Annotated in this window: 13 protein-coding genes and 3 pseudogenes; 8 read left to right on the forward strand and 8 right to left on the reverse strand. The window is 69.6% G+C overall.

The window, feature by feature from the left end:
* Positions 1–111: 111 nt before the first annotated feature.
* Positions 112–1,683: a DUF2207 domain-containing protein gene (locus TU34_RS05850; protein WP_052688773.1), complete on the reverse strand. Its 1,572-nt coding sequence runs from the start codon at positions 1,681–1,683 to the stop codon at positions 112–114.
* Positions 1,684–1,706: 23 nt separating this feature from the next.
* Between TU34_RS05850 and TU34_RS05855 the strand changes: the two genes are divergently transcribed.
* Entirely contained in the window at positions 1,707–2,270 is a 564-nt protein-coding gene (locus tag TU34_RS05855; RefSeq protein ID WP_045821942.1) for a LemA family protein, read from the forward strand.
* Positions 2,271–2,319: 49 nt separating this feature from the next.
* Here the strand turns inward: TU34_RS05855 and TU34_RS05860 are convergent, their stop codons facing one another.
* Positions 2,320–3,468: a macrolide family glycosyltransferase gene (locus TU34_RS05860; RefSeq protein WP_045821943.1), complete on the reverse strand. Its 1,149-nt coding sequence runs from the start codon at positions 3,466–3,468 to the stop codon at positions 2,320–2,322.
* 54 nt (positions 3,469–3,522) lie between these two features.
* The gene (locus TU34_RS05865) at positions 3,523–3,900 is read right to left on the reverse strand and encodes a nitroreductase family deazaflavin-dependent oxidoreductase (protein WP_045821944.1); all 378 of its coding nucleotides are present in this window, start codon (positions 3,898–3,900) and stop codon (positions 3,523–3,525) included.
* Between the two features lie 94 nt (positions 3,901–3,994).
* Between TU34_RS05865 and TU34_RS05870 the strand changes: the two are divergent.
* A pseudogene (locus TU34_RS05870) lies at positions 3,995–5,310 on the forward strand (HNH endonuclease).
* Here the strand turns inward: TU34_RS05870 and TU34_RS05875 are convergent.
* Together TU34_RS05875 and TU34_RS05880 are read right to left on the reverse strand one after the other, a co-directional pair.
* The gene (locus tag TU34_RS05875) at positions 5,307–6,110 is read right to left on the reverse strand and encodes a HugZ family pyridoxamine 5'-phosphate oxidase (RefSeq protein WP_420835162.1); all 804 of its coding nucleotides are present in this window, start codon (positions 6,108–6,110) and stop codon (positions 5,307–5,309) included. The pseudogene TU34_RS05870 and the gene TU34_RS05875 overlap by 4 nt on opposite strands.
* Positions 6,111–6,112: 2 nt before the next feature.
* Complete coding sequence (locus tag TU34_RS05880; protein ID WP_045821945.1) at positions 6,113–7,789, reverse strand: FAD-binding dehydrogenase; 1,677 nt, start codon at positions 7,787–7,789, stop codon at positions 6,113–6,115.
* Between the two features lie 89 nt (positions 7,790–7,878).
* Between TU34_RS05880 and TU34_RS05885 the strand changes: the two genes are divergently transcribed.
* Genes TU34_RS05885 through TU34_RS05890 form a run of 3 tightly spaced genes read left to right on the forward strand, consistent with a single transcriptional unit; the run spans position 7,879 to position 9,442 of the window.
* Positions 7,879–8,781 carry a ribokinase gene (locus tag TU34_RS05885; RefSeq protein WP_045822215.1) on the forward strand — a complete coding sequence of 301 codons (903 nt, stop codon included), beginning with the start codon at positions 7,879–7,881 and terminating at the stop codon, positions 8,779–8,781.
* Positions 8,782–8,838: 57 nt separating this feature from the next.
* On the forward strand, positions 8,839–8,997 hold the full coding sequence (locus TU34_RS23885; protein ID WP_156378142.1) for a hypothetical protein: 159 nt from the start codon (positions 8,839–8,841) through the stop codon (positions 8,995–8,997).
* Positions 8,984–9,442 carry an NUDIX hydrolase gene (locus tag TU34_RS05890; protein ID WP_045821946.1) on the forward strand — a complete coding sequence of 153 codons (459 nt, stop codon included), beginning with the start codon at positions 8,984–8,986 and terminating at the stop codon, positions 9,440–9,442. The genes TU34_RS23885 and TU34_RS05890 overlap by 14 nt, the downstream gene beginning before the upstream one ends.
* 9 nt (positions 9,443–9,451) lie before the next feature.
* Here the strand turns inward: TU34_RS05890 and TU34_RS05895 are convergent.
* Together TU34_RS05895 and TU34_RS05900 are read right to left on the reverse strand one after the other, a co-directional pair.
* Positions 9,452–11,601: pseudogene (locus TU34_RS05895) on the reverse strand (heavy metal translocating P-type ATPase).
* A 13-nt stretch (positions 11,602–11,614) separates the two neighbouring features.
* Positions 11,615–11,899, reverse strand: coding sequence for a DUF1490 family protein (locus TU34_RS05900; RefSeq protein WP_045821947.1), 285 nt, complete (start codon positions 11,897–11,899; stop codon positions 11,615–11,617).
* 186 nt (positions 11,900–12,085) lie between these two features.
* Here TU34_RS05900 and TU34_RS05905 point away from each other — a divergent pair.
* A pseudogene (locus TU34_RS05905) lies at positions 12,086–13,363 on the forward strand (S8 family serine peptidase).
* Between the two features lie 41 nt (positions 13,364–13,404).
* Positions 13,405–13,638 (forward strand): hypothetical protein, encoded by a 234-nt coding sequence (locus tag TU34_RS22925; protein ID WP_045821948.1) that lies wholly within the window; start codon positions 13,405–13,407, stop codon positions 13,636–13,638.
* Here the strand turns inward: TU34_RS22925 and TU34_RS05915 are convergent.
* On the reverse strand, positions 13,559–14,554 hold the full coding sequence (locus tag TU34_RS05915) for a DMT family transporter (RefSeq protein WP_045821949.1): 996 nt from the start codon (positions 14,552–14,554) through the stop codon (positions 13,559–13,561). The two genes, TU34_RS22925 and TU34_RS05915, sit on opposite strands and share 80 nt — an antisense overlap.
* On the opposite strand from TU34_RS05915, the gene TU34_RS05920 reads away from it, so the two are divergent.
* The gene (locus TU34_RS05920) at positions 14,553–15,962 is read left to right on the forward strand and encodes an aminotransferase-like domain-containing protein (RefSeq protein ID WP_045821950.1); all 1,410 of its coding nucleotides are present in this window, start codon (positions 14,553–14,555) and stop codon (positions 15,960–15,962) included. The genes TU34_RS05915 and TU34_RS05920 overlap by 2 nt on opposite strands.
* Positions 15,963–15,966 lie beyond the last annotated feature (4 nt).

Raw genomic sequence — 15,966 nt, forward strand, 5'->3', positions numbered from 1 at the left:
CAGTTTGTTAAATCCGATGACACCGAACCCCCGGGCGGCGACGATGACCACCACGATCACGAGGAGAGCGATGAGCACGAGGACCTTCCTTTTCCCAAAAGATTTTGCTGGTTACCAGGCCCCGCCGCCGCCACCGCCGCCTCCCCCACCACCGGAGAACCCGCCACCGCCACTGCTGCTCGACGACTGCTGGGTGGCCTCGTAGGAGGAGATCGAAGAAGCGACCGACGAGGTGAAATCCGACGAGAAGGAGCTCATCGAGCCCAGTCCGTATCCGACGCCGAGTCCGTGACCGGTGTTGAGATATCCGGGCGTCGGCGGCTCTTGTCGGTTCGCGACGCGATACTTCTCGGCCCACTCGTCGGCGACGTCGAATGCGACAGCCCAGGGGATGTACTTGGTGTAGAGCTCGTGGCGCCCGCTGAAATCGAATCGCGCCTCGCTCGAGGGGGTGCCCAGCACCCTGCGGAATCCGCCCAGCTGCGACCACACGTCACGACCGCGCTTGGTGCGGAACGTCATCGCGCCGGGCGCCAGAACCGGCACCGCGACGACGGCGAAGACCGCGAAAGGCAGACCGAACATCGACCGGTCGAACGGGTTGATGAAGTAGAACACCGCGGCGGCGATCACCCCGACGACCAGCAACACGCGCCCGGCTCCGCCGAGGCCGGCGCGTTCCATGAGCCCCGCGGTACGGGCCCACCCCGACACCGAACCGTCGAAAGCCCGTCGCGACTCTCGTAGTGACTTGCCGCCCTCGGCGTCGTCGGGATCGGCGACAAAGGACTGCCCCGGCGAGATGCCCAGGGTCGACGCGGCCTGCCGGGTGACGGTGTCGAGTGCGTCCCAGTTCCCGTCCTTGCCGCTGATCCGCCAGGTGGTGCCGTCTTTCTCCAGCGTCGCGACCCCCGCCTCGCCGAGTTGCAACATGGTCGCCGCGAAGTGGTCGTCGGTGACCGTCTCGGTCAACAGGTAGGCGCCCTGCGCGGGTCCGATGCCCTCGGGAGGGCCGTACATCAGCGGGAAGGCCGGCGAACTCTCGTGGGTGGTGCGCACGATGAGCCACGCCGCGATGCCGGCCACCACCGCGAGCACGCCGATCACGACGACCAACCAGACCGAGCGGCCGAGGACGGGATCGAGGGTCACCGACCAGGGCACGCTCACCCGCCCCGGTGCGGGTACGTCGAGCGAGGACTGCACGGTGACCGGCGTATGCGGCTCGAGGGCACCGGTCACGACCATCAGCGAGTTCCCGGTCGTGGTCGCCGTGCACCCGGTGTCGGACGCCGCGCCGACGGCGCAGCGGGTGTCCTGCGGTGCGGCAGGCAGATTCACCGTCAGCGCGCTGCGCTCGATCGGCATCTGCCAGCCACCGGGGATCAGGTTCCAGTAGAACTGAGCGCCGTCCCGCCCGCTCAGCGGCGCCGACAGCGCACCGGGCACGGTGTAGGTGATGACGTAGACGTGTGAGCCGGTGATGGTCTCGTCGGCGTCGCCGATCTTCGCCACCACGTACCGTCCGCCGCTCTCGGTGCTCACGTCGAGGCCGTCGGGGCGTCCGTCGCGGGTCACCCCGATGTCCTTCGGGACCAATCGTGCGTCGGGGTTGTTCGGGTCGACCACGTCGAAGAAGCGGAAGATGCCGTGGCGGCGGCGGGTCCTGGTAACCAGCAACATCTTTCGAGAAAAGGAAGGTCCTCGTGCTCATCGCTCTCATCGTGATCGTGGTGCTCATCGTCGCCGCCGTGGCGTTCGGTGTCATCGGATTCAACAAACTGAAGAAGGCCGACATCGGCGCCCAGGAGGCGCTCGGTGGCATCGACGTCCAGCTGACGCGACGGGCCGACCTCATCCCGAACCTCGTGAACACCGTGAAGGGTTATGCGGCCCATGAGAAGGGCGTGTTCGAGGCGGTCACCGAGGCGCGTTCGCGGGTCGCGGCCGCGGCGCAGGGTGACGCGGTGCCCGAGAAGGCCACCGCCGATGCGCAGCTGAACAAGGCGCTCGTCGATGTGATGGCCGTGGCCGAGGCCTACCCCGATCTCAAGGCCAATCAGGGATTCCTCGATCTGCAGGGCCAGTTGGCCGAGACCGAGAACCAGATCTCCTTTGCCCGCCAGTTCTACAACGACGCGGTCACCACGCTGAACACTCTCGTCCAGACCATCCCGTGGATGTTCTTCGCCGGCTTCGCCAAGGTCTCGACCCGCGAGTTCTACAAGGCGCCCGAAGGCCAGCAGGCGCCGCCGACGGTGAGTTTCTGACACCTGGCCGCGCGGGGGACAGCCAGCAGGCGCCGCCGACGGTGAGTTTCTAGGCCGGGAACTGCTCGATCGCGTCGGCGGCGGCCGCGACACCGCCGTGGGCGCGGACCTCGGCGCTGACCTCGCCGGCTCGGACGGACAGACGCTCGGCGGCGGCGACGGCGTCGGCGAGCGTCTGGGCGGTCACCTCGGCCTGCGACAGCTGCACTCCCACTCCGAGTTCGACGAGCATGTCGGCGTTGCCGAACTGATCGACGGCCGCAGGGATCGCCACGGTGGGCACCCCGAACCACAGCGATTCGGTGCAGCCGCCCATCCCGGCGTGGGTGATGAACACCGATGCGGCCTCGAGGACCGCGAGCTGCGGGACGTGCTGATGCACCTGCACGTTCGGCGGGAGTTCACCGAGGTCTGTGGGGTCGACGCGGTGGCCGATGGACATGACCACCAGCCAGTCGGTGCCGGCGAACGTGTCGATGCACAGACGGTAGAAGTCGGGTTGTTCGTTGAAGCCGGTGCCGAACGACACGTAGAGGATCTTCCCGTCGGGTGGGGTCCAGCTGCGATCGGCCAGGCGCACAGGGTCGAGACACGGTCCGACGAACTGCACATGGTCGCCGACGCGATCGGCGTGCGGCTGCATCACCCTCGGGATGAGCGACAGGCAGTGCTCGGGATAGGTGATCCAGTCCCACGGGTCGGTGTCGATACCGTTGCTGCGCAACCACTCCGCATACACGTCGTGGTATCGCACGCCGGTCGCCGAACTGCGCAGCGGACCGATGGCGTCGGCGAGATCCTCGGCGTACCCGTCCCACGCCACATACGCGGGTGACAGCTGCACCGCGGGTACGCCGTAACGCTCACCGAGCACAGGTGCGGCCATACCGCCGATGTCGTAGAGAAGCAGATCAGGTCGATCGTCGTCATAGAAACCGATCAGCACAGGGAACGCCGCGATGGTCTCGTCGAGGAACACGTGCATCGCCGCCGCCGGATCGTCGGGCCACGCATCCTGGCCCTGCGGCAGAACCGACTCCCACGACACGATCTCGACGCCGTACGGCTCGACGATCGACGCGGCCGATCGGCCCACCGCGTAGGTGATCCGATGTCCGCGTCGTACCAGTTCGGCGATCGCGGCCAGCGACGGGTAGATGTGACTGGGGGCTGTCGTGCCGATCATCGCGATGTGCATGGATCCGAGGGTAGGTGGCCGATCGCAGACTGCGCGAGCCGTTTTCGACAGGGGCTAGATGCGTGGGCCGATGGTCGCGACGAGTGTCCAGGTGCCGGCACGGGTGTATCTGCCGGCGACCCCGCTCGCGGTGATCTCCTCTGCAGGAACCACTCTCGGGTCGACGAGCTCATGGCGTCTGCCGGCCCGTCTGATCTCGCCGCCGTTCGCGGCGATCAGGTTCTTGACCCACTGGGTGCGTGGGCCGTAGAGAACGGGTATCGCGAATCCCTCGGGTGTGTGGAAACCGACGACGGGCGTCCGGTACGCACGCCCGGATGTCCGACCGGTGTGCAGGACAACCGCCCACGGCGGGATCAACCACGCCCACAGACCCTGCACGCGATTCGTCACATGTTTGTTCACGATCGCGACCACACCCGGGATCTGCATGGTGGCTCATGCTAGCCGCGAAGACTCGTCGTGGCATGGGTCCGTGGACGCAGGTATGCTCGAACATGTATTCGATGGATGATTCGGGGGGATCATGGACACCACGCAGGACGCAGGAGTGGTTGCGCTGCAGGCGGTCTTGTCGTCCCTCGGCGACCTCCCACCCGCGGACACCGAAGCGTCGGCGGTCGACCAGATCGCACTTCTCGAGTCGGCGAAGGCGGCATGTGCTGCAGCGCAGGCAAAGCAGACCATGCGCCTCGAGGAACTGCGTCTCAAATCGGAGACCGCCGCCGGGTACCGAAGGCCCGCCAGGGTCGTGGGTTGGCCGCCGAGGTCGCACTCGCACGCAAAGCGTCCGGCTCTGCTGGTGGTCGGCACCTCGGGTTCGCGCGTGCGTTGATGCGCGAGATGCCCTACACCCGTGCGGCGTTGGCGTCCGGTGCGCTCACCGAGTGGCGCGCGACGATCCTCGTCCGGGAGACCGCGCACCTCACGCCACATGATCGCGCCGAGGTCGACCGCCGCCTGTGTGCTGACGTGTCGGTGCTGGAAGGCGTCGGCGACCGGGCGTTGGACGCCGAGGTCAAGCGGCTCGCCTACGAACTCGATCCACAGGCGGTGGTCGACCGGCACGCCCAGGCGGCGAAAGATCGTCGGGTGTCGACCCGACCCGCGCCCGACGGGATGGTGCGGCTGTCGGCGTTGCTGCCGTTGGTGTCGGGGAGCTCGGTGTACGCGGCGTTGAAGAAGCATGCCGATGCCACCGTTGGCGTCGACGACCGCACGCACGCGCAGGTGATGGCCGATGCTCTCGTCGAGCAGATCACCGGTGCCGCGACGGTCGACGCTCTGCCGGTGGCGGTGAACGTCGTGATGTCCGACGAGGTCTTGGCCGGGAACGGCAGTGCGGCCGCCCATGTCACCGGGTACGGACCGATCCCCGCCGACACCGCTCGCGGTCTCATCGCCGAGTCCCTCGACGCCGACGCCGCCACCACGTTGCGTCGCCTCTACCAGGCCCCGACGAGCGGTTCATTGGTCGCGATGGACTCCACCGCACGTCTGTTTCCAAGCGGGCTCAAACAGTTCCTCGACCTACGTGACGAATCGTGTCGCATCCCGTACTGCGACGCTCCGATCGCCGAATACGACCACGCTGACCCGTACTCACGAGGCGGACAGACCAATGCTCGCAACGGCCTCGGCATGTGCGCGAGCCACAACCGTGCGAAACAGAACCCAGGCTGGACAGTCGTCACCGACGTCGACACCGGCAGACATACAGCCACTCTCACCACACCCACCGGGCACAGCCATGTCTCGCGCGCGCCGGCACCGCCGGGCCACCACGATCAGCCCGTCAGTCTCGTCGAACGACAGCTCCGCGCGTTGCTGGACGCTGCCTAGCTGCGCGCCCGCTTGGCCAGTTCGACGGTGGCGGCACGGAGATCGTCGATGGAATCGATCGGCGTCGCGTATCCGACACGGGTGTAGGCGATCCCGCGGGGTGTCGACACCTTGAGATCCAAGCCGTAGCGATCCGCCGCGGTGCACGACGCGCCGGTCGCGTCCGGGAAGCCGCCGAGTGCCTGGGCCATCGCGGTGAGCGAGTCGGCATGGTCGTCGTTGAGGTGATCGATCGCGCCGGCCGCCTTCGGCGACACCGCATCGGGCCGCGCCGCCAGGTAATCTGCAGCCGAGGCCGAATCCATCCGGCCGTAGCCGCCCACCCAGCGCACGCGCTCCACCCGCAGCACCCACAGGGTGAAGTCGCTGTAGTCGATGTAGTACTTCGCCGCCGCCACCGCCGCGAGATGCGCCTCGCGCGCCGCGGTGTACTCGTCGCCCGTCGGGCGCTCGACCCGACCGGCGAGCGTGATCCGTCCGCTCGCGAGCGGATCGGGATCGGTGGTGGGGGCGACGATCGCGAGACTGGCGCGCGCATCGCCGGAGAGATTGCGACCGTGCTCGGCCATGTGCGAGACACACAGCACCGGTTGACCGTCGAGCAATCCATAGGTCACGTACGAGGCCCAGGGCTCACCGTCGGCGGTGATGCTCGCCAGCGTCGCCGTCGACGTGGAGGCGGCGATGGTGCGAGCCTCCTCGGCGGCACTCGGCCGCGCGTCGTTCGTGACCGGTGTCAACGGTGCGGGCACCGAGGGTGCGTCACCCGGATCGCCGTGATCGCGCAATGTCTCGGCCACGGTCAGTTGCCTCCCAGTGCTGATGCGGCGGCGCGTCCGGCGGTGCGCCCCGAGAACAGGCAGCCACCGAGGAACGTGCCCTCCAGCGAGTTGTACCCGTGCACCCCGCCGCCGCCGAATCCGGCGGCCTCACCGGCCGCGTACAGGCCGTCGATCGCGACACCCTCGGAATCGAGGACACGGGAATCGAGGTCGGTCTGGATGCCGCCCAACGACTTCCGGGTGATGACGTGCAGCTTCACACCGATCAGCGGGCCGTCCTCGGGGTCGAGGATCTTGCCGGGCGCGGCGGTCCGGCCGAGCCGCTCACCGATGAACGCCCGCGAATTGCGGATGGCCATGATCTGGCTGTCCTTGCTGTAGGCGTTGTCGAGCTGGGAATCGCGGGCCTCGATCTGTTCGCGGATCGCCAGCGAGTCGAGCAGCTCGGTGTCGGTGAGCTTGTTCATCCCCGCGACGAGCTCCTCGAGGGTGTCGGCGACCACGAAGTCGGCGCCGCGGCGCATGAACGCGTCGACCGGTCCCGGTGCCGACGAGCTCAGGCGCTCGCGGGCCATGGCGAGCTTGCTCTTGCTGGTGATGTCGGGGTTCTGCTCAGACCCCGACAGCGCGAACTCCTTCGCGATGATCCGCTGGTTGAGGATGAACCACGAATGGTCGTGCTCGGCGATGTCGGGTGTGGTTCGCAGGTGCTTGAGGGTGGCGAGGGTGTCGAAGCCAGGAAGGCATGGGTTGGGGAGTCGTCGACCCAGCGCGTCGAACCACATCGACGACGGAACCGGCAGGATCCGGATGCCGTGGGACGCCCAGATGGGGTTCCAGTTCTGCACGCCCTCGGTGTAGTGCCACATACGATCCCGGTTCACCAGGCGCGCGCCGGCCTGTTCGGCGATTCCGAGCATCCGGCCGTCGACGTACTCCGGGACACCGGTGATCATCGTCGAGGGTGCGGTGCCGAGACGCTCCGGCCAGAACTCGCGCACCAGGTCGTGGTTGCCGCCGATACCGCCAGTCGTCACGACCACCGCCTGGGCCCGCAGCTCGAAATCACCGATCACCTCCCGCGAGGTGGGTGCACCACGCACGGCACGGTCGGGTGCGAGGACGGTTCCGCTGACACCCACCACCGCGCCGCCCTCGCGGATGATCGCGTCGACGCGATGGCGGTGGTGAAAGGTGAGGGTGCCCGCCGCGGCGGCGCGGTGCGCGTGGGCGATGAACGGCTCGACCACACCGGTACCGGTGCCCCACGCGACGTGGAAACGCGGCACGGAGTTGCCGTGGGCATCGGCGCGCAGACCGCCGCGCTCCGCCCACCCGACGGTCGGCAGGAACTTCACGCCGTGGCCGTCGAGCCACGGACGCTTCTCTCCGGCGGCGAACTCGACGTAGGCGCGGGCCCACTGCACGGCCCAGGAGTCCTCGTCGTCGAGCCGGTCGAACCGGGCGCTGTTGCGCCAGTCCTGCCAGGCGAGATCGAACGAGTCCTTCACCCGCAGCCGGCGCTGCTCGGGACTGTCGACGAAGAACAGCCCTCCGAACGACCACCAAGCCTGACCACCGAGGTTCTCGGCGTTCTCCTGGTCGAGCAGCGCGACACGATGCCCGACACTGGTGAGTTCGTGGGCAGCGACGAGACCCGCGAGGCCTGCTCCCACCACGATGACGTCGACGTCCACGCTGCACCCCTGTCGGTCTGTGCGTACCTGCGATCCTCGATCGAGACTACTGCGCGGCGCGGCGGTGGTGAACGGGCATGATCGCTCGCATGGCGGGTGCAGCACAGGGAACCGGGACGGTCGTCGTGGTCGGCTCGATCAACGTCGACGAGGTGGCCGAGGTCGAGCGGATCCCGCGGCCGGGGGAGACCGTTCTGGCGACGGCGTCGCGACGCAATGTCGGCGGCAAGGGCGCCAACCAGGCCGTCGCGGCCTGCATCGTCGCCGACGAGGTCGCGTTCATCGGACGGGTCGGAGCCGACGCGCACGGTGACTTCCTCCGCCGCGGCCTGCACGATCACGGCGTCGACGTCGCGATGCTCGTCGCGGTCGACGGCCACGAGAGCGGCGCGGCCCACATCACGGTCGCCGACGGTGAGAACACGATCGTGGTGGTCGGCGGCGCCAATCGGGCCTGGGACCGTCTCGACGACTCAGAAGCGGCCCGCGTCGGCGCCGCAGCCGTCGTGGTGTGTCAGCTCGAGATCCCGCCCACCGTGGTCGACGATACGGCCGCCCACACGCGAGGTCGGTTCGTCCTCAACGCCGCACCCGCCGGGCCCGTGTCGGCGCCGACGCTCCGGCGATGCGACCCGGTGATCGTCAACGAGCACGAACTCGCCGAACTCACCGGCCAGGCGGTCGGCGACATCGCGTCGGCGACCGCCGCAGCCACCGCACTGCGCGAGCAGGGTGCGCTCAGCGTCGTCGCGACCCTCGGCGCATCCGGCGCCGTCTGGGTCACCGACGACGGCAGCGGCCACAGTCCCGCGCCGACGGTGCGGGTGGTCGACAGCACCGGGGCGGGCGACCTGTTCGTCGGCGTACTCGCCGGGCGCCTGGCGACGGGGGAGCCGATGAACATCGCGGTCGCCGATGCCGTCGGCGCGGCATCGGTGTCGGTGGGTGCGGCGGGCACCATCGACTCCTATCCGGTGCGCGGCGAACTCTGAACGGGGCGCGCCGACGTCTGATTAGGTCCACGGACCGCGGCAGTTCAGGATGATGCGATGCTGACTGTGATCGTCCTCACCGCGGTGGGGTCGTGGGGCGTCGTCTCCCCGGTGGCGGCGGTGCTGATCGGTTCGATGATCTCCCTGCGCGATGTCGGTCCGTCGCCCGCCGCGCCACCGCCGGCCACCGTGAGCGACCTGCATGCCCCGGCGTAGCGCCGGGCTCCTGATCCATCGCGGCACCGGCGACGGGATCGAGGTCCTGCTGGGCCATCCCGGCGGTCCGTTCTACGCCCGGAAGGACGACGGGTCGTGGTCGATCCCGAAGGGCGAGTACACCGACGAGGATCCCCTCGACGCGGCCCGACGCGAGTTCGTCGAGGAGGTCGGCATCGCGGTGCCCGATGGCCCTGCGGTCGACCTGGGTGAGGTGCGTCAGTCGAGCGGCAAGATCGTCACCGCATGGGCCGTCGCCGGAGACATCGACGTGACCGTCGCGGTCAGCAACACCTTCGAGATCGAGTGGCCACCGCGGTCGGGAACGCTGCAGAGCTTCCCCGAGATCGATCGCGTCGAGTGGTTCGACCTGCCGACCGCGGACACCAAGATCCTTGCCTCACAACGGCCGTTCCTCGAGCGGCTGCGCGCCGCCGTCACCTGAGGTGCCGGGTCAGACGGTCGCCGGGTCGAGGCGGTGTCGGATGAGGCGCGAACTGTTGGTCACCACGGCCACCGACGACGCGTTGTGCAGGATCGCCGCCAACACCGGTGACAACGCTCCGCCGGCACCGACGAGCAGGCCCACGGCGTTCACCGCGATCGACATCCCGTAGTTCTGGCCGATGAGATCGACGGTTCGGCCACCGAGTTCGCGTACATCGACCAGACGCCGCAGATCGTCGCCCGCCAGCGCGATGTCGGCGGCCTCGACCGCGACATCGGTGCCCCCGAGGCCCATCGCGATCCCGATGTCGGCCGCGGCGAGCGCCGGCGCGTCGTTGATGCCGTCGCCCACGACCGCCACCACGTGGCCCGACTCCTGCAGCGCGCGCACCGCCTCGAGCTTGTCGTCGGGCAGCACCTCCGCGCGCCACTCGTCGATGCCCAGTTCGGCGGCGACCGCGGCGGCGGTCACCGGGTGGTCGCCGGTGAGCATGACGATGCGGGTCACCCCGACCGCGCGGAGATCGCTGATCACCTGCGCGGCCTCGGCGCGGACCTCGTCACGCAGACTGATCAACCCGACGAGCTCACCGTCGACGGCGAGCAGCAACGGGGTCTCGGCGCGGTGGCGCAGATCGTCGACCCAGCGGTCGGCGTCGTCGGTCACCGCGACACCCTCGCCCGACAGGAACGACGGACTGCCCAGCAGCAGGGTGCGTCCGTCGGCGCGTGTCCGCATGCCCAGCCCGACGAGCACCTCGCACTCCTCATGCGGCGGGATGGCGATGGCACGTTCCTCGGTGGAGCGGATCACGGCCTCGGCCAACGGATGTCGGGAATGGATCTCCGAGCTGGCCGCGTAGGCGAGGACCTGCTCGGGCTGCCACGCATCGTGGAAGGAGACGACGTTGGTGACGACCGGGCGCCCCTGGGTGAGCGTGCCGGTCGTGTCGAACACGACGGCGTCGAACCGGCCGGCCTGCTCGAGATGGGACCCGCCCTTGATCAGGATGCCGCGCCGGGCCCCGTTGCCGATGGCCGCGCTGATCGCGGTGGGGGTGGCCAGTCCGACCGCACACGGGCAGGCGATGAGGAGCATCGTCATGGCGCGGCGCACGTCGAGGGTGACGGCAAAGGTCAACGCCGACAACGCGAACGACGCGGGCACGAAACGGCGCGAGAAGTTCTCGCCGACGGTCTGGATCTGCGCGCGGTCGTGCTGGGCCTCCTCGACGCGGGAGATGATGCGCCCGATCGTCGTGTTGTCGCCGACGGCCTGCGCACGCAGCACCAGTCGACCGGTGACGACCACCGAGCCCGCGAAGATCTGGTGACCCACCGCCACCGCGACCGGCAGGCTCTCTCCGGTGATCGCCGACTGGTCGACGAGGGCGTCGCCGTCGACGACCACCCCGTCGATGGGGACCGCGACGTGGTCGTGCACGACGACCTCGTCGCCGACCTGAAGCGTCTCGATGCCGACCTGGACCTCGGTGCCGTCGGCACCACGGACCCAGGCCGTGTCCTGGTTGCCGCGCAGGAGGTCGGAGATGGCGCGACGGGTGCGCCGCAGTGTGAGGTCCTGCAGGAACTCGCCGATGTTGAGCAGCACAGGACCGTGAGCGCGACGACGTTCTCGCGCAACAGCAGACTGGCCACCGTCGCCGCCGACACGAGGGCGTCGGTGCCCGCGGCCCGACCGACCCGCAGCGAGCGCAGCGCGCCGCGCAGGAACGGGTAACCGGTCACGATGGTGACGCCGGTGGCGGCGAGGCGACTGGTGGGGCCGAGCAGCTGCGGGCGACGCAGCCCGTAGCGCCGGAAACCCAGCAGCACCAACGCGACTCCGCCGATGCTCATGCGCAGGATGTCGCCGCCGGCGACCTCCGCCGAGTACGGGGCGCGTGCCGGGAGCAGATCGGTGGGGGTGTCGTGGGCCGCGGCGACCGCGGTGAGGACCTCGGGGACGGTGACCTGACCGGTGCGGTACCAGACCACCACCGACGCCGATCGCGGATAGGCGTGCACGGCGCGGACGCCGGCGAGCCGCAGTACCGACTCCTCGATGGCCACCGCGCCGGTGGTGGTGCCGCGCAGCCAGTCGACGCGGACACGCAACCGACCGGCGGCGTCGGACAGGACGACCGGGGATGTCACAGCGGTGACCGGCTCAGTGCTGGTGATCGTGGCCGGTGTCGGCCGCCCCGGGTGGGGTGACCTCCTCGCCGATCCGGCCCTTCGCCTCGGCCACGACGTCGGCGACCGCGAGCCGTGCGTTCTCGGCGGCGGCCTCGGCCTTGCGGGTGCCGCGCAGGCCCCACGAGGTGAGGACCACCGCGGTGTCGCGGGGCGAGGACTTCGCGTACGCCTTGCGGGCCAGGTCGTAGGCGGCCGCACCGACCGCGCCGGTCACCACCGTGGTCGCCGCTTTTGCGAGAAGGCCGTGCAGGGGCATCGTCGCGCATCCTTTGCTGGGGGGTCACCGGTCGCGGAACGATCCCGCGACTGCCGACAATCTACTCGATGCGGCGACGCAGCAGCGTTGTCGGAGCGCCCTATTAGGGTATGTGCATCAGTTGATGACTCGTGGAACGCGGGTCACCGACGACGATCGACAGCGATGGATCGAGAAGGGGAATCGATGATCGAGAACACGGGTACCGCCGGCGCAGGCGACACCGGACGCCGGATCGTCGTCTTCGCTCCCGGCGACGGAAGTGACACCTACGCAACCACTCTGCGTTCGGTGGCCGGCTTCTCCAAGGTCGCCTCGACGCGGGACTACGAGGGTCAGGTGCTCGACGTCGACCAGAGCCGGTCGGCGCAGGCGACGATCTTCGCCGAACTCGGCGTCGCGATCGTCGACGCCGACGCCGATCAACTCGCCGCACTGGATGCGCAGTGCTCGCCGCAGGGATCGATCCGGTTCATCGAACCCGAACGGGTGCAACGGATCCGGACCGCTTCCCCCGATTACCTGCGGGGCTACCGCGACGGCGTCAGTGACCTCACCGATCGCCTCACGGGCGCGGGTGTCGCCGCAGCCTCACCCGCCGGCCCGTTCGCCGACACCGACGAGTTCACCTGGGGACTCCAGGCGACGCGGGTGCCCGCCTCGGCGGCGACCGGTGCCGGGATCAAGGTCGCCGTGCTCGACACCGGTGTCGACCTCACCCACCCCGACCTCGCCGGCCGGGCGATCACCGCGCAGTCGTTCGTGTCCGGTGAGCAGCCGCAGGACGGGCACGGGCACGGCACCCACTGCGTGGGGACGTCGTGCGGACCGCAGCGCCCGACGACCGGCCGTCGCTACGGCATCGCGTTCGAGGCGGAGATCTTCGTCGGAAAGGTGCTCTCGAACGACGGCGGCGGCCCCGACGCGGGCATCCTGGCCGGCCTGAACTAGGCACTGGCCAACGGGGTCCACGTGGTGTCGATGTCGCTGGGCGCCGACGTGGACCAGGTGTCGCAGGCCTACGAGACGGTGGGTCGTCGCGCCCTGGCCGCGGGAACCCTGATCGTGGCCGCTGCGGGCAACAACGCGAACCGCCCGACCGATCCCGGATTCGTCGGCGTCCCCGCCAACAGTCCGTCGATCATGGCGATCGCCGCGATCGACACCGCGCTCGCCGTCGCCCCGTTCTCCGCGCGGAGCAGTGCCGTCGACGGTGGTGGCGTCGACGTGGCCGCACCCGGTGTCGACGTCTACTCGTCGTGGCCGGTGGCGGTGGACCCCAAGCGCTACAACACCATCAGCGGCACCAGCATGGCGACGCCGCATGTCGCGGGCCTCGCCGCGTTGTGGGCGCAGAGCACCGGGCGCCGCGGTCGCGACCTGTGGTCGACGCTCACCCAGCAGACGCTGCGGCTCGACGCCGCCGCGTCGGATGTGGGCGCGGGAATGGTCCTGGCCCCCTGAATGACCCCGTGTACACAGACAGGCTCCGTAGACTCTGGGCCATGACCGAGGTCACCATCACCGTCGACGACGACCACCTCGCCTCCATCGACGAGGTGGTCGCCGCGGTGCGTGCGAGCGGTGTTCAGGTGACGCAGGTGCACGCGGCCATCGGCATCATCTCCGGGACGATGGCCCCCGATGCCCGCCACGCACTCACCGCGATACGGGGAGTGGGTGCGATCGAGGAATCGCCGCAGTTCGGTGTGGCGCCACCGGATTCACCGATCCAGTAGTCCGCGAACGACTACGGACGGCGCCGCGCGCACACCCGATGATCACGGCGCCACCGACGATCATCGCCGCTGTGACCGGCTCGCCGAGCAGCGCCGCTGACCACACCAGGCTCAGGACCGGCTGGACCAACTGCACCTGGCTGACCGCGGTCATCGGTCCCAACGCCAGCCCGCGGTACCAGGCGAAGAACCCCAGGAACATGCTCACGACACCGAGATAGGCGAAGGCCGCCCACTGACCCGAGGTGGCGCGGGGAGGGTCCACGATCCATTCGATCGCCGTCGCGGTCGTCATCACCGGTAACGCGGCGACCAGCGCCCAGCTGATGGTCTGCCAGGCACCGATCTCGCGAGCCATCAGGCCGCCCTCGGCGTAGCCGATCGCGGCGAGGACCACCGCACCCAGCAGGTACAGATCGCCGATCGTGGGCGCGGACAGTGCGCCGTGGGCGGCGAGGGAATACCCGACGACCGCGACCGCACCGACCGCGCTGAAGGTCCAGAACCGTCGCCCGGGCCGTTCGCCGGTGCGGATCACCACCACCGACGCGGTCACCGCAGGGAGCAGACCGATGATGACCGCGCTGTGGCCCGCGGTGGTCGTCTGCAGCGCCAGCGACGTCAGGACGGGGAAGCCGGCGACGATGCCGAGGGCGATCACGGCCAGTCGTGCCCACTGGGTGCCACGAGGAGCACGGCTGCGCGTGACGAGCAGGGCGATGGCGGCCAGGACGCCGGCGACGACGGCTCGGGCGGTACCGACGAACAGAGGGTGCAGCCCCTCGACGGCGATGCGTGTGAACGGGACGGTGAAGGAGAACGCCAGCACGCCGAGGACGCCGAAGGCGATGCCCGACGACCCCAGCCGCGATAGCGGACCGCTCGAGGTGTCGATAGCGCTATTCTCTGTACTCATGGGCAACGATAGCAGTGAGCGGATCGTGCGTCACCTGCGTGACGTGGTCGCCGAATCCGGGCCGGGCGGCCGCTTGCCGTCGACCCGGGTGCTGGCCCGCAGGTTCGGAGCCGGACCGGTCACCGTGCAGAAGGCCATCGGTCACCTCGTCGCCGAGGGATCGGTCGAGACGCGTCCGGGGGCAGGCACTTTCGTCACCCGGCCTCCGACGGCACGGCGCGCTCTCGAGGTCGACTGGCAGACCACGGCGCTCGGCCCCGAACGCAGCGGTCCCTCACCCATCGGGTCGACATTGCGGGGCATCGACCCCGACACGATCGCCATGCACGGGGGATACCCGGCGATCGACCTCATGCCGATGCGCGACGTGCGATCGGCACTGACACGCGCGGCGCGGTCGGACGAGGCGTTCGACCGTCCACCGGTGACCGGGGTCGCCGAACTGCGCGCGTGGTTCGTGCGGGAGCTGTCGGCCGACGGGGCGTCCGGATCCGGCCGGGGCCAGCCGTGGCGCGAATCCGACGCCGTCATCACCTCGGGCGGTCAGAGCGCGTTGTCGGCGGTGTTCCGCGCGCTCGCCGGACCGGGGGAGTCCATCGTGATGGAGTCACCCACCTACTGGGGTGCCATCGCCGCGGCACGACAGGCCGGTCTGGTGATCGTGCCGGTCGCGCGGACCACGCGGGCGCCGTCGGCCGACGACCTCGACGAGGCGATGCGGGCGTCGGGTGCACGACTGTTCTACGCGCAGCCCAACTTCGCGAACCCGACCGGCGCCCTGTGGACCCCCGACGAACGTCGTGCGGTCCTCGACGTCGTCGCCGACCGTCGCGGGTTCCTCGTCGAGGACGACTGGGCCCACGATTTCGCCATCGACGCCCCGGTCGCGCCGGTGGCGGCCGACGACACCGACGGTCACGTCGTCTACATCCGGTCGCTGACCAAGTCGGCGTCGCTGGCGCTGCGGGTCGCGGCGGTGATCGCTCGGGGGCCGGCGCGCCAGCGCATCTCCAACGCCCTCGCCGTCAGCGACCTGTACGTGTCACCGATCCTGCAGCGCGCCGCCCTCGACGTGGTGACCCGACCGGCGTGGCGCACCCACTGCACCCGGCTGCGGCGCGACCTCGCCGAGCGCCGCGACCGACTCGTCGCCGCGATCGGTGACCATGCACCCGGCCTGGAGATCACCCACATCCCGCGCGGTGGATTGAATCTGTGGCTGCGACTGCCCGAGGACGTCGACGCGGAGGTCTTCGCCGCGCGCAGTCTCGCTGCGGGGGTGTCGATCTCGCCCGGAGCCGAGTGGTTCCCGGCCGCGGTCGCCGGACCCTACATCCGGTTGAACTACGGCAGCGCCGACCCGACGCGGCACGTCGAGGCGGCCCGCATCCTCGAGTCGTTGCTGTGACGAG

The organism is Williamsia herbipolensis (assembly GCF_000964005.1).
Lineage (GTDB): Bacteria > Actinomycetota > Actinomycetes > Mycobacteriales > Mycobacteriaceae > Williamsia_A > Williamsia_A herbipolensis.

What these genes read in the sequence shown, in the direction of transcription:
- TU34_RS05850 (WP_052688773.1), bottom strand. Translation starts at nt 1,683, where the DNA reads ATGTTGCTGGTTACCAGGACCCGCCGCCGCCACGGCATCTTCCGCTTC.
- TU34_RS05860 (WP_045821943.1), bottom strand. Translation starts at nt 3,468, where the DNA reads ATGCACATCGCGATGATCGGCACGACAGCCCCCAGTCACATCTACCCG.
- TU34_RS05865 (WP_045821944.1), bottom strand. Translation starts at nt 3,900, where the DNA reads ATGCAGATCCCGGGTGTGGTCGCGATCGTGAACAAACATGTGACGAAT.
- TU34_RS05885 (WP_045822215.1), top strand. Translation starts at nt 7,879, where the DNA reads ATGGCGGGTGCAGCACAGGGAACCGGGACGGTCGTCGTGGTCGGCTCG.
- TU34_RS23885 (WP_156378142.1), top strand. Translation starts at nt 8,839, where the DNA reads ATGCTGACTGTGATCGTCCTCACCGCGGTGGGGTCGTGGGGCGTCGTC.
- TU34_RS05890 (WP_045821946.1), top strand. Translation starts at nt 8,984, where the DNA reads ATGCCCCGGCGTAGCGCCGGGCTCCTGATCCATCGCGGCACCGGCGAC.
- TU34_RS05900 (WP_045821947.1), bottom strand. Translation starts at nt 11,899, where the DNA reads ATGCCCCTGCACGGCCTTCTCGCAAAAGCGGCGACCACGGTGGTGACC.
- TU34_RS22925 (WP_045821948.1), top strand. Translation starts at nt 13,405, where the DNA reads ATGACCGAGGTCACCATCACCGTCGACGACGACCACCTCGCCTCCATC.
- TU34_RS05920 (WP_045821950.1), top strand. Translation starts at nt 14,553, where the DNA reads ATGGGCAACGATAGCAGTGAGCGGATCGTGCGTCACCTGCGTGACGTG.
- TU34_RS05915 (WP_045821949.1), bottom strand. Translation starts at nt 14,554, where the DNA reads ATGAGTACAGAGAATAGCGCTATCGACACCTCGAGCGGTCCGCTATCG.